The sequence below is a fragment of the Pseudomonas sp. CH61 genome, from assembly GCF_059429415.1.
The window spans coordinates 113,284-126,973 of the sequence record NZ_CM182098.1 but is presented as its reverse complement, the minus strand read 5'-3'; the positions used below and the strand labels follow the sequence as shown (position 1 = coordinate 126,973).

Here is a 13,690-nt window from a genome sequence, read left to right as displayed (position 1 = left end):
TCAAACCTTAAACGTCAGCAGCCGGACCGCCAATCGGTGTTTCCGGACGCTCGTCCCGAACCACTGGAGGTGGTGGCGTACCAGTGCCACCCGACCAGTCACGAGGCTCGCGAGGTGTACGACCTGCCATGATGTCGTCGATCTGTTCAGCATCGATCGTTTCGTACTTCATCAGGGCATCAGCCATGGCATCGAGTTTGTCACGGTTGTCCGTGAGGATCTGCTTGGCCGTGCCGTAGCACTGGTCAATGATGCTGCGCACTTCGGAGTCGATCAGCTTGGCTGTCTCCCCGGAGAAGCTGGCAGCCTGGCCGCCACCGCCGCGACCGAGGAATACTTCACCCTCTTCTTCGGCGTACATCAACGGACCGAGTTTTTCCGACAGACCCCACTTGGTCACCATGTTTCGCGCGATCTGGCTGGCACGCATGATGTCGTTGGAAGCACCGGTAGTCACACCGTCGAAGCCAAGGGTCATTTCTTCAGCGATACGGCCGCCGTACAGCGAGCAGATCTGGCTGATCAGCGCACGCTTGGACAGGCTGTAGCGATCTTCTTCCGGCAGGAACATGGTCACACCCAGCGCACGGCCGCGCGGAATGATCGACACCTTGTACACCGGATCATGCTCAGGCACGACGCGACCAACGATGGCGTGACCTGCTTCGTGATAAGCGGTGTTCTGCTTCTCTTTCTCGGACATGACCATCGATTTGCGCTCGGCGCCCATCATGATTTTGTCTTTGGCCAGTTCGAATTCTTTCATTTCAACGATGCGCTTGCCGCTGCGTGCAGCGAACAGCGACGCTTCGTTGACCAGGTTAGCCAGGTCAGCACCCGAGAACCCCGGAGTACCACGTGCAATAACGGCCGGAGCAACGTCGTCACCCATTGGCACTTTACGCATGTGAACCTTGAGAATCTGCTCGCGACCACGGATATCCGGCAGACCAACGACAACCTGACGGTCGAAACGGCCCGGACGCAGCAGCGCAGGGTCGAGTACGTCAGGACGGTTGGTTGCAGCGATAACAATGATGCCGTCATTCATCTCGAAGCCGTCCATCTCAACCAGCAGTTGGTTGAGAGTCTGCTCACGCTCGTCGTGACCGCCACCCATGCCGGCGCCACGATGGCGACCGACGGCGTCGATTTCGTCGATAAAAATGATGCACGGCGCGTGCTTCTTCGCCTGTTCGAACATGTCACGAACACGGCTGGCACCAACACCGACGAACATTTCGACGAAGTCAGAGCCGGATATGGTGAAGAACGGAACCTTGGCTTCGCCGGCGATCGCCTTGGCCAGCAAGGTTTTACCGGTACCCGGAGGACCGACCATCAACACGCCGCGAGGAATGCGGCCGCCCAGGCGCTGGAACTTGCCCGGGTCACGGAGGAATTCAACCAGCTCGCCGACTTCTTCCTTGGCTTCGTCGCAACCGGCAACGTCAGCCAATGTGGTTTTCACCTGATCTTCGGAGAGCAGGCGCGCCTTGCTCTTGCCGAAGCTCATCGGTCCGCCCTTGCCACCGGCACCGCCCTGCATCTGGCGCATGAAGAACATGAACACCGCGATGATCACCAGGATCGGGAAGCTGGCCACCAGAAGCTGGGTCCAGATGCTTTGCTGTTCAGGCTGCTTGCCTTCAACCACAACGTGGTTGTCGACCAGATCGCCGATCAGGCCATTGTCCTGAATTGCCGGACGAATGGTCTTGAAACTGTCGCCATCATTGCGTTTGCCGGTGATTACATAGCCATCAACCGCTACGCGCTCGACCTTGCCATCCTTGACCTGCTGGATGAAGTCGGAATAGTTGAGGGTCTGCGGCTCGTTAGGGCTGGAGAAGTTGTTCATCACCGTCACCAGGACAGCCGCGATGATCAACCACAGGATCAGATTCTTTGCCATATCGTTCAATTAACTACCCTCTGAAGCAAGCTCCGCTACTGGCGCGCGCTTCGCATGATATTCACCGGCCTAACTTACTACATTACCTACGACTCTGGCAGGCGCCGTCTGTAACCCTTTGTGAAACACTTTCTACACAATATTCGTTAATGCTCGCCGGGCGAAATACTAAAAACCTATCACCCCGCACAAAAACCTCGTTTTACTCGCTACGCCCGCGATAACCCCAAGCCAGCATGTATTGCTCGCGGGAGCTGCCACGAGAGGAGTCCGGCTTGATCATCTGGATCTTGTCGAACTTCTTGCGAGCATCCTTCAGGTAAACATCAAAGCCTTCGCCCTGAAAAATCTTGATCACGAAATTACCGCCCGGCTTGAGGATCCGCTCCGCCAGATCAAGTGCCAGCTCGCACAGGAACATGGCCTTCGGCATATCCACTTCAGGCGTACCACTCATATTGGGGGCCATATCGGAAATCACAAGGTCCACCTGCGAATTACCCACCGCTTCAAGAATCTGCGCGAGCACTGCGTCCTCGGTGAAGTCACCCTGAATGAAGGTCACGTCAGGGATGCTGTCCATTTCCAGAATGTCCGAAGCGATCAAACGCCCCTGACCGCCGATCAGACGGCTGGTGACCTGCGACCAGCCACCAGGTGCCGCACCGAGGTCGACAACGCTCATGCCAGGACGGATCAGCTTGTATTTCTCCTGGACTTCCAGAAGTTTGTAACTCGCACGCGAGCGGTAGCCATCCTTCTGCGCTTGCTTCACATAGGGATCGTTGACATGTCGCTTCAGCCAACCAAGGCTTGTCTTGGAACGCGCCATTGGGCACCTCGATAATAAGAGTCGTGATTAATTGGGCGGATCCACGAGCCCTCGGGTAAAATGGCCGCCATTTTACAGAATCCAGACGAAAGGGTCAGATTATGCCGCTCACTCCAGAGCAGAAGAAACAGTACAAATCCATTGGCCACCACCTCAAACCGGTTTTGACGGTAGCTGACAACGGTTTGACTGAAGGTGTTTTAGCCGAACTTGAGCGCGCTTTGGCGGATCACGAGCTGATCAAAATCAAGCTCAATATCCTCGATCGCGAATCGCGCTTGGCGCACATCGCAGAGCTGTGCAAGGTTGGCAAAGCGGATCTGGTACAGGTCATCGGCAAGATGGCACTGGTTTACCGCAAGAATTTCAGCGCCAACAAGCAGCTGTCGAACGTTCATCGCTTCAAGTGATGAAAAGGGTCACGGGTGTGCCTGGCGCACCCTGCCACTCCATCCCGGCACCGGCTGCATCACCAGCACCAGCCCGGAAAACCCCAGAACCAGATAACTGAATACCTGCCAGCGCTGCGCATCCGGCCAGCCGACACGCACTGCGACAAACATCGCACACGCATACAACGCCATCAGCAGCACCTGACCGCGAAAATCTCGCCATAGACTGGCAAGGCCCTCGGCCTGTACCAGCACCAAAGCCTGAAAAATAACGCATGCGGCGGAAAAACCTACCACCAACACTTCAAATGCACTGGCCACTTCATCGATCAGCAACGGTGCCAGGCCAATCTTGCCCAGCGCCGGCTGCAAACCGAGATGTATCAGCCATAGACCGCCGACCCAAAGCATCTGGGTCAGCTGCCAAAGCATGGCGCCCGCATGCAGCGGGCGCCCTTTTTCAGATGTGACGGACTTCGACAATCTCGTACTCGATCACGCCGCTTGGCGTTTTCACGGCGACCACATCGCCCTCTTCCTTGCCGATCAAGGCACGGGCCAAAGGCGAGCCGACCGAAATCTTGCCGAGTTTGAAGTCAGCCTCATCCTCACCCACGATGTGGTAAGTGACGCTTTCATCGGTCTCGACGTTGGCGATTTCGACAGTAGTACCGAAAATCACTTTGCCGGTATGAGGAATGGTCGTGACATCGATGATGACCTGATTCTGAATCCGGCCTTCGATGTCGCGAATCCGCGCCTCGACCATGCCTTGCTGTTCGCGTGCGGCATGGTATTCAGCGTTTTCTTTCAAGTCACCCAACTCGCGGGCCGTACCGATGTCCTGGCTGAGCTTCGGACGAACGACCTTGGTCAGGTGAGCGTGTTCTTCTTCCAGGGCTTTAGCGCCCTGGACAGTCATTGGGTATTTGATCATGCCTTCAATCCTGCGTGTAGATCCTGCAAGCGACGCACGGTTTTTTCCGGACCGAACTTCAGCGCTTCACAGATAGCTTCGCCAGCAGCAATGGTGGTGGTGCAGTAAATCTTGTGCTGCAAGGCATTACGACGAATGGAGTACGAATCAGCGATCGACTGACGACCCTCGGTGGTGTTGATGATCAGGGTGACTTCGTCATTCTTGATCATGTCGACCACGTGCGGACGACCCTCGGTCACCTTGTTCACACGGCGCACTTTCAGGCCTGCGGCTTCGATCAGCTTGGCAGTACCGGCAGTGGCAACCACTTCAAAGCCCAAGTTGATCAGATCACGGGCAACGCCTGCAACCAATGGCTTGTCGTCGTCGCGCACGCTGATGAACGCTGTACCGCCGGTCGGCAGCACTTCGCTGGCACCCATCTGGGCTTTGGCGAATGCTTCACCGAAGGTGTCACCCACGCCCATCACTTCACCGGTCGACTTCATCTCTGGGCCGAGGATCGGGTCAACGCCAGGGAATTTGGCGAACGGGAACACCGCCTCTTTCACGCTGTAGAAGTTCGGGATGATTTCTTTAGTGAAGCCAATTTCCTTCAGGGTCTTACCGGCCATCACGCGGGCAGCGATCATGGCGAGGGAAACACCGATGCACTTCGATACGAACGGTACGGTACGCGAAGCGCGCGGGTTGACTTCGATGACGTAGATGTCCTCGCCTTGCAGCGCCAACTGCACGTTCATCAGGCCGACAACGCCCAGTTCCAAGGCCATTTTCTTGACCTGTTCACGCATCTCGTCCTGGATGTGCGCCGGCAGCGAGTACGGCGGCAGCGAGCACGCGGAGTCACCGGAGTGAACACCAGCCTGTTCGATGTGCTGCATGATCGCGCCGATCACCACGTCTTTGCCGTCACAGACCGCATCCACGTCCATTTCGATGGCGCAGTTGAGGAAGTGGTCGAGCAGCACCGGGCTGTCGTTGGACACTTTCACCGCGTCACGCAGGTAGCGCTTGAGCTCTTCTTCTTCGTAAACGATTTCCATCGCGCGACCACCCAGGACATAGGATGGGCGCACTACCAGTGGGTAGCCGATCTTGCTGGCGGCACGAATCGCTTCGTCTTCGCTGCGCACGGTGGCGTTTGGCGGCTGACGCAGGTTCAGGCGCTCAACCATTTGCTGGAAGCGCTCACGGTCTTCGGCACGGTCGATAGCGTCAGGGCTGGTGCCGATGATTGGCACGCCAGCCGCTTCCAGAGCTCGCGCCAGTTTCAGTGGAGTCTGACCACCGTACTGGACGATCACGCCTTTCGGCTTCTCGACGCGGCAGATTTCCAGCACGTCTTCGAGGGTTACCGATTCGAAGTACAGACGGTCGGAAGTGTCGTAGTCGGTGGAAACGGTTTCCGGGTTGCAGTTGACCATGATGGTTTCGTAGCCGTCTTCACGCAGAGCGAGGGCAGCGTGAACGCAGCAGTAGTCGAACTCGATGCCCTGGCCGATACGGTTCGGACCGCCACCCAGAATCATGATTTTGTCGCGGCCCGACGGCGCGGCTTCGCACTCTTCCTCGTAAGTCGAGTAGAGGTATGCGGTGTCGGTGGCGAACTCAGCGGCGCAGGTGTCAACGCGCTTGTAAACCGGGAACACTTCCAGCTTGTGACGGTGAGTCCGCAGGTTCTTCTCGGTCACACCCAGCAGCTTGGCCAGACGCTGATCGGAGAAGCCTTTGCGCTTGAGCTTGAACATCAGGTCGCGGTCGATCGCGGACAGACCAAGGGTCTTGACCTTCTCTTCTTCCTTGATCAGATCTTCGATCTGCACCAGGAACCACGGGTCGATCATGTTCATGGCGAAGATTTCTTCGACGGTCATGCCGGCGCGGAAAGCGTCCGCCACGTACCAGATACGCTCGGCGCCCGGCACGGTCAGTTCGCGCTTGAGCACGCTCATGCTTTCCGGGTTGCTCAGGTCGAGCTTCTCGTCCAGGCCGCAAACGCCCACTTCCAGACCGCGCAGAGCTTTCTGCAGGGATTCCTGGAAGGTACGGCCGATGGCCATGACTTCACCAACCGACTTCATCTGAGTGGTCAGGCGTGCGTCAGCCTTGGCGAATTTCTCGAAGGCAAAGCGTGGCAACTTGGTCACGACGTAGTCGATCGACGGCTCGAAGGACGCCGGGGTCTTGCCGCCGGTGATGTCGTTCGACAGTTCGTCGAGGGTGTAGCCCACAGCCAGTTTGGCCGCGACTTTGGCAATCGGGAAACCGGTGGCTTTCGAAGCCAGTGCCGAGGAACGCGATACGCGCGGGTTCATTTCGATCACGACCATGCGGCCAGTGTTCGGGCAGATACCGAATTGAACGTTGGAACCACCGGTCTCGACGCCGATCTCGCGCAGTACCGCCAGCGAGGCGTTACGCAGGATCTGGTATTCCTTGTCGGTCAGGGTTTGTGCTGGAGCCACGGTGATCGAGTCACCGGTGTGCACGCCCATCGGGTCGAAGTTTTCGATCGAGCAGACGATGATGCAGTTGTCCTTTTTGTCGCGGACAACTTCCATTTCATATTCTTTCCAGCCGATCAGCGATTCGTCGATCAGCAGCTCTTTGGTCGGCGACAGGTCCAGACCACGGGCGCAGATTTCTTCGAACTCTTCACGGTTGTACGCGATACCGCCACCGGTGCCGCCCATGGTGAAGGACGGACGGATGATGCACGGGAAGCCGAGGGTTTCGAGAACCGCGTTGGCTTCTTCCATGCTGTGCGCGATACCGGAACGCGGGCACGCCAGGCCGATGGATTTCATCGCCTTGTCGAAACGCGAACGGTCTTCAGCCTTGTCGATGGTGTCAGCGTTGGCGCCGATCATCTCTACGCCGAACTTCTCCAGAACGCCTTCGCGCTCCAGGTCCAGGGCGCAGTTCAGAGCCGTCTGGCCGCCCATGGTTGGCAGCACGGCGTCCGGACGCTCTTTTTCGATGATCTTGGCAACGGTCTGCCACTTGATCGGTTCGATGTAGGTGGCGTCGGCCATGTCCGGGTCGGTCATGATGGTGGCTGGGTTGGAGTTCACCAGGATGACGCGGTAACCCTCTTCGCGCAGGGCTTTACAGGCCTGGGCGCCGGAGTAGTCGAATTCGCAGGCCTGGCCGATAACGATCGGGCCAGCGCCGAGAATCAGGATGCTTTTAATGTCTGTACGTTTTGGCATGGGTTTGTCACTCAAATCCGCAGGTCAGTCGGCAAGCCGTCTTGATCGATTTCTGAAGTCCCGAGGGGGCCGCCGGTGTCGGGGCCGCCCTCGAGGGCTTCTCTCTACAGTCTCAAGGCGAACGCTTAGCGTCGCTTGGCCATCTCGTTGATGAAGCGGTCGAACAGTGGCGCGACATCGTTCGGGCCCGGGCTCGCTTCAGGGTGGCCCTGGAAGCTGAACGCGCTCTTGTCGGTGCGTTCGATGCCTTGCAGGGTGCCGTCGAACAGCGATTTGTGGATCGCACGCACGTTGGCTGGCAGGGTTTCTTCGTCTACCGCGAAACCGTGGTTCTGGCTGGTGATCATTACGACGCCAGTGTCCAGATCCTGCACCGGGTGGTTGGCACCGTGGTGGCCGTGGCCCATTTTCAGGGTCTTGGCGCCGGAGGCCAGTGCCAGCAATTGGTGACCGAGGCAGATGCCGAATACCGGAATTTCGGTTTCCAGGACTTCCTTGATCGCCTTGATCGCGTAGTCGCATGGCTCCGGATCACCAGGGCCGTTGGACAGGAACACGCCGTCGGGCTTCAGTGCCAGCACATCAGCGGCTGGCGTCTGCGCAGGTACGACGGTGACGCGGCAGCCGCGCTCGACCAGCATGCGCAGGATGTTGACCTTGACGCCGTAGTCGTAGGCAACCACGTGGTAAGGCAGCTCGGAAGCGTCGATGGTCGCGTGGCTGTCGGTCTTCAGATCCCAGACAGTCGAGCGCCATTCGTATTGGGTCTTGGTGCTGACGACTTTCGCCAGGTCCATGCCCTTCAGGCCCGGGAAGCCTTGCGCAGCGGCGATGGCCGCTTCTTCGGAGATGTTGTCGCCGGCCATGATGCAGCCGTTCTGTGCGCCTTTTTCACGCAGGATGCGGGTCAGGCGGCGGGTGTCGATACCGGCGATGGCGACAACGTTGTTGGCTTTCAGGTAATCGGACAGGGACATCGTGTTACGCCAGTTGCTCGCTACCAGCGGTAGATCACGAATGACCAGGCCAGCGGACCAGACGCGGTCGGACTCGGCGTCTTCCGGCGTGGTGCCGGTGTTGCCGATGTGCGGGTAAGTCAGGGTAACGATCTGTTGGGCGTAGGAAGGATCGGTAAGGATTTCCTGATAGCCGGTCATTGCGGTGTTGAACACCACCTCACCAACGGTTTGACCGTCGGCACCAATGGCTTCGCCGCGAAAAATGCTGCCATCAGCAAGGGCAAGTATGGCTGGCTTAGTCAAGAAGACCTCCCGTAAATAACGCATGAAAGGGCGATCGCAGGTTGTAAAAAAGCGGAGTGACGTATGGACACGTCACCCCGCTTCTTCACTGAATTATTCTGCGCGCTTTTAGTGGACACACTAAAGCTGTAGCTTACAGAAAAAGGCTTTTTTGGTCCACCGCTAAAGAGCCTAAAAGGCCGGAGAATGCGACAGGTCGTCGCCAAGCGGAGAAAAACCAGCGCAAACAGGGCGTTTGCGCCGGGTTCAGCAGTGTATCAACGCAGGTCGAGCACGTCTTGCATGTCATACAGACCCGGCTCGCGACCGTCCAGCCACAACGCCGCACGCACCGCGCCCTTGGCAAACGTCATCCGGCTCGACGCCTTGTGCGTGATCTCCAGACGCTCACCTTCGCAGGCGAACAGCACGGTGTGATCACCCACCACATCACCACCACGCACAGTGGCGAAGCCGATGGTTTCACGCTCACGAGCGCCGGTGTGACCCTCGCGACCGTAAACCGCGACTTTCTGCAGATCACGATCCAGCGCACTGGCGATCACTTCACCCATGCGCAACGCCGTACCCGACGGCGCATCGATCTTGTGACGGTGATGCGCTTCGATGATTTCGATATCCGCATCATCACCCAGCACCCGCGCCGCCATATCCAGCAGTTTGAGCGACAGATTGACGCCGACACTGAAGTTGGCCGCGAACACGATCGGAATATCCTTGCCCGCCTCGACCAGCAACTGCTTCTGCGCCGCATCCAGGCCGGTGGTGCCAATGACCATGGACTTGCCGGCCTTGCGGCAGAACGCGAGGTTTTTCAGCATCACTTCCGGCAGCGTAAAGTCGATCAACACATCGAACTCTTCAGCCACCGCTTCGATATGCCCGGACAACGGCACGCCGATGCGACCCAACGACGCCAACTCACCGGCATCGACGCCGATCAGCGTGCTGCCCGGGCGCACCACGGCAGCAGTCAAACCGGTCAGCGGCGCGCGCTGCTGCACGGCCTCGACCAGAATCTTACCCATGCGCCCAGCAGCGCCCATCACAGCTATACGTCGCATGCCGACTCCTTACAGATCGCCGAAGAAGCGCTTCACACCGTCGAACCAACCGGTGGTTTTCGGCGAGTGGCTGTTGTCGTCCGCCAGCGAGCTGCGGAACTCTTCCAGCAGTTCGCGCTGACGACGGTTCAGGTTGACCGGGGTCTCGACCGCCACACGGCACATCAAGTCGCCCGCACCACCGCCACGCACCGGCGCAACGCCTTTGCCGCGTACACGGAACTGCTTGCCGGTCTGGGTGCCTTCAGGGATTTTCAGTTTGACGCGACCGTCGAGGGTCGGAATTTCCAGCTCGCCGCCCAGCGCCGCATCGACGAAGCTGATCGGCACTTCGCAGAACAGATGCTTGCCATCGCGCTGGAAAATATCGTGCTCGCGGACATTGATGACCACATACAGGTCGCCCGTCGGACCGCCCTGCGTGCCCGCCTCACCTTCGCCGGACAGACGAATGCGGTCGCCGGTATCGACACCGGCCGGCACTTTGACCGACAGGGTTTTGTACTCTTCAACGCGACCGTCACCGTGGCAGGAATCGCACGGATCGGAAATGATCTTGCCTTGGCCATGGCAACGCGGGCAGGTCTGCTGCACCGAGAAGAAGCCCTGCTGCATGCGCACCTGACCAATGCCGCCGCAGGTCGGGCAGGTCGATGGCGACGAGCCTTTCTTAGCGCCGGAACCGTCGCACGGCTTGCAGTTGACCAGTGTCGGAACGCGGATATTCACCGACGTGCCGCGCACCGCTTCTTCCAGATTCAGCTCCAGGGTGTAGCGCAAGTCGCTGCCACGCTGAGCGCCGCCGCGGGAACCGCCGCGACCGCCACCGAAGAAATCACTGAAGACATCGCCAAAGATATCCGAGAAGTTCTGACCACCGAAACCGGCACCGCCGCCGCCCATGCTCGGGTCGACGCCGGCATGACCGTACTGGTCGTACGCCGCGCGCTTGCTGGAATCGGACAGCACTTCATAGGCCTCATTGGCCTCTTTGAACATTTCTTCCGACGCTTTGTCATCGGGATTACGGTCCGGGTGGTGCTTCATCGCCAGACGACGGTAAGCCTTCTTCAGGTCCGCATCGCTTGAGCCGCGCTCAACACCCAACACTTCGTAATAGTCACGCTTTGCCATAAGTCTTCTGCACTCTTGAGGACGTTCGGCAAACCCCTCCTGAGGATGGCCAAACTCGTTGAGCCCCAATACAGGCCCGGACCCAACTCACGTCAATTCAACGATCCTGGTCTTTGTTTCTTGCGGTACTTTCGGCACGAAAAGCAGGAGCATTCCCGGCCATACCGCCAACATCCGAACCTTGTCGCATGCTGTAAAAATTCGCGTATTCCAGATACGCCAACGCGGGAGCTAGCTCCCGCGCGGCGACATCCTACCAGTCACTGCCTAAAGGCAGTCAACCGGCCGACCAACAACTTACTTGTGGTCTTTGACTTCTTCGAACTCTGCATCGACAACGTCGTCAGCCTTCTCAGCCGATTCGCCTTGCGGGGCTGCGCCATCAGCTGGCTGAGCCTGTTCGGCATACATCTTCTGAGCAACCGGAGCGGAGACTTTCGACAGCTCTTCAACCTTCGCTTCGATAGCAGCCTTGTCGTCGCCTTTGACAGCAGCTTCCAGAGCAACCACAGCGGCTTCGATCGCAGTCTTCTCTTCGGCGGTGACTTTGTCGCCCGCGTCAGCAATCATTTTGCGCGTCGAGTGAACCAGTGCGTCACCCTGGTTACGGGCAGCGGCCAGCTCTTCGAACTTGCGGTCTTCCTCAGCGTTGGCTTCGGCGTCACGCACCATGCGCTCGATTTCTTCGTCGGACAGACCGGAGTTGGCCTTGATCACGATCGACTGGGTCTTGCCGGTAGCCTTGTCTTTCGCACCAACGTGCAGGATGCCGTTAGCGTCGATGTCGAAGGTCACTTCGATCTGTGGCACGCCACGTGGAGCAGGTGGAATGTCGGCCAGGTCGAACTTGCCCAGGGACTTGTTCTGAGTGGCTTGCTTACGCTCGCCCTGCAGAACGTGAATGGTCACAGCGCCCTGGTTGTCGTCGGCAGTCGAGAACACTTGCGATTTCTTGGTAGGAATCGTGGTGTTTTTCTCGATCAGCGCGGTCATCACGCCACCCATGGTTTCGATACCCAGGGTCAGCGGGCTGACGTCGAGCAGCAGAACGTCTTTCACGTCACCGGCCAGAACAGCACCCTGAATCGCAGCACCCATGGCAACAGCTTCGTCCGGGTTAACGTCTTTGCGAGCTTCTTTACCGAAGAAATCGGTCACCAGCTTCTGCACCAGCGGCATACGAGTCTGACCACCGACCAGGATCACGTCGTTGATCGCGCCAACGTCCAGACCAGCGTCTTTCATGGCGATGCGGCAAGGTTCGATGGTGCGCTGAACCAGGTCTTCAACCAGTGCTTCGAGCTTGGCACGCGAGATCTTCACGTTCAGGTGCTTAGGACCGGTCGCGTCTGCAGTGATGTACGGCAGGTTGACGTCGGTCGACTGAGCGGACGACAGCTCGATCTTGGCTTTCTCAGCGGCTTCTTTCAGGCGCTGCATGGCCAGCGGGTCACCTTTGAGGTTCATGCCGCTTTCTTTCTTGAATTCGTCAACGAGGTAGTCGATCAGACGAATGTCAAAGTCTTCACCGCCGAGGAACGTGTCACCGTTGGTGGCCAGAACTTCGAACTGGTGCTCGCCATCAACTTCAGCGATCTCGATCACGGAAACGTCGAAGGTACCGCCACCCAGGTCATAAACGATCACGGTGTGATCGCCCTTGGCCTTGTCCATACCGTAAGCCAGAGCGGCTGCGGTTGGTTCGTTGATGATACGTTTTACGTCCAGACCCGCGATGCGGCCGGCGTCTTTGGTCGCCTGACGCTGACTGTCGTTGAAGTAGGCCGGAACGGTGATCACCGCTTCGGTCACGGTCTCGCCGAGGTAGTCTTCGGCGGTCTTCTTCATCTTCTTCAGAATTTCAGCCGAGATTTGTGGCGGTGCCATTTTCTGGCCGTTCACTTCAACCCAGGCGTCGTTGTTGTCAGCCTTGACGATCTTGTAAGGGACCATCTGAATGTCTTTCTGCACAACTTCTTCGTCGAAACGACGACCGATCAGACGCTTAACTGCGTACAGGGTGTTGTGCGGGTTGGTCACAGCCTGACGCTTGGCCGACTGACCTACCAGGATTTCGCCATCGTTGGCGTAAGCGATGATCGACGGCGTGGTACGCGCGCCTTCAGCGTTTTCGATAACTTTTGCTTTGCCGTTTTCCAGCACGGAGACGCAGGAGTTGGTAGTCCCCAGGTCGATACCGATAATTTTGCCCATGTTAACTCTCCCGAAACTTTGGATTTTTTTGCCGCAGTAGTGGTGGCTGACTGCGGTAATACTTAAACGCTTGACTTCTAAATGGGGGCCTTGCGGCTAATTTCAAGCCTTCTCGTCAATCGAAGGCGAAATTGGCGCAGGCGCCTTGCTGACCACAACCATGGCCGGACGCAGCAGGCGACCGTTGAGCTGGTAGCCCTTCTGGAACACCTTCAGAACGCTGTTCGGTTCTACGTCGGCGCTTTCCTGCATGGCCATCGCCTGATGCTGAACGGCGTTGAACGGTTCGCCATGCGGGTCGATCGCTTCCAGCTGATAACGCTTGAGCGTGTCGTGGAACATTTTCAGCGTCAGCTCGATGCCTTCACGCATCGGACGAATGCTTTCGTCGTCCGGGTTCGACAGCTCGAGGCCGCGCTCCAGGCTGTCGACGATCGGCAACAGGTCGCCAGCGAATTTTTCCAGGGCAAACTTGTGCGCCTTCTCGACATCCTGCTCAGCACGGCGACGGACGTTCTGCAGATCGGCAGCAACACGCAGAGATTGATCCTGCGCGGCGGCCAATTGCTCTTCGAGCACTTGTACACGGGTCGCCAGGTCATCACCCGAACCTTCGGGCGCCTGATTGGCTTCTGGGTTTTGCGTATCTACTGTCTGTTCGTCAGCCATAGAATTCTCCTTTCAATTTCGTCCGCGAGCCTGACTCGCGCTTCTGCCCCGAT

Annotated in this window: 11 protein-coding genes; 1 reads left to right on the top strand and 10 read right to left on the bottom strand. The window is 58.1% G+C overall.

Features of this window, described 5'->3' with window-relative positions; all coding sequences use genetic code 11:
* Positions 1 to 7 precede the first annotated feature (7 nt).
* Together ftsH and rlmE are read right to left on the bottom strand one after the other, a co-directional pair.
* Positions 8 to 1,915, bottom strand: a complete 1,908-nt coding sequence (gene ftsH / locus AC5SEM_RS00515; RefSeq protein WP_016986501.1) for an ATP-dependent zinc metalloprotease FtsH — start codon at positions 1,913 to 1,915, stop codon at positions 8 to 10.
* 202 nt (positions 1,916 to 2,117) lie between these two features.
* Positions 2,118 to 2,747 (bottom strand): 23S rRNA (uridine(2552)-2'-O)-methyltransferase RlmE, encoded by a 630-nt coding sequence (gene rlmE, locus AC5SEM_RS00510; protein ID WP_008088328.1) that lies wholly within the window; start codon positions 2,745 to 2,747, stop codon positions 2,118 to 2,120.
* A 101-nt stretch (positions 2,748 to 2,848) separates the two neighbouring features.
* Between rlmE and AC5SEM_RS00505 the strand changes: the two genes are divergently transcribed.
* The gene (locus AC5SEM_RS00505) at positions 2,849 to 3,157 is read left to right on the top strand and encodes a YhbY family RNA-binding protein (RefSeq protein ID WP_016771761.1); all 309 of its coding nucleotides are present in this window, start codon (positions 2,849 to 2,851) and stop codon (positions 3,155 to 3,157) included.
* Positions 3,158 to 3,166: 9 nt separating this feature from the next.
* On the opposite strand, the gene AC5SEM_RS00500 is transcribed toward AC5SEM_RS00505, so the two are convergent.
* The 8 genes from AC5SEM_RS00500 to grpE form a co-directional block, all read right to left on the bottom strand.
* The gene (locus tag AC5SEM_RS00500) at positions 3,167 to 3,571 is read right to left on the bottom strand and encodes a hypothetical protein (RefSeq protein ID WP_016986502.1); all 405 of its coding nucleotides are present in this window, start codon (positions 3,569 to 3,571) and stop codon (positions 3,167 to 3,169) included.
* Between the two features lie 28 nt (positions 3,572 to 3,599).
* A complete protein-coding gene (gene greA, locus AC5SEM_RS00495; RefSeq protein ID WP_003221530.1) occupies positions 3,600 to 4,076 on the bottom strand; it encodes a transcription elongation factor GreA in 477 nt (158 codons plus the stop codon).
* Positions 4,073 to 7,294 carry a carbamoyl-phosphate synthase large subunit gene (gene carB, locus AC5SEM_RS00490; RefSeq protein WP_077571025.1) on the bottom strand — a complete coding sequence of 1,074 codons (3,222 nt, stop codon included), beginning with the start codon at positions 7,292 to 7,294 and terminating at the stop codon, positions 4,073 to 4,075. Before carB ends, greA begins: the two co-directional genes overlap by 4 nt.
* Positions 7,295 to 7,419: 125 nt before the next feature.
* Entirely contained in the window at positions 7,420 to 8,556 is a 1,137-nt protein-coding gene (gene carA, locus AC5SEM_RS00485) for a glutamine-hydrolyzing carbamoyl-phosphate synthase small subunit (RefSeq protein ID WP_007915228.1), read from the bottom strand.
* Between the two features lie 257 nt (positions 8,557 to 8,813).
* On the bottom strand, positions 8,814 to 9,620 hold the full coding sequence (gene dapB / locus AC5SEM_RS00480; RefSeq protein ID WP_495471940.1) for a 4-hydroxy-tetrahydrodipicolinate reductase: 807 nt from the start codon (positions 9,618 to 9,620) through the stop codon (positions 8,814 to 8,816).
* A 9-nt stretch (positions 9,621 to 9,629) separates the two neighbouring features.
* Entirely contained in the window at positions 9,630 to 10,754 is a 1,125-nt protein-coding gene (gene dnaJ / locus AC5SEM_RS00475; protein ID WP_016986506.1) for a molecular chaperone DnaJ, read from the bottom strand.
* 297 nt (positions 10,755 to 11,051) lie between these two features.
* Positions 11,052 to 12,968, bottom strand: coding sequence for a molecular chaperone DnaK (gene dnaK / locus AC5SEM_RS00470; protein WP_007915221.1), 1,917 nt, complete (start codon positions 12,966 to 12,968; stop codon positions 11,052 to 11,054).
* Between the two features lie 102 nt (positions 12,969 to 13,070).
* Positions 13,071 to 13,637: a nucleotide exchange factor GrpE gene (gene grpE / locus AC5SEM_RS00465; protein ID WP_007915219.1), complete on the bottom strand. Its 567-nt coding sequence runs from the start codon at positions 13,635 to 13,637 to the stop codon at positions 13,071 to 13,073.
* Between the last annotated feature and the right edge of the window lie 53 nt (positions 13,638 to 13,690).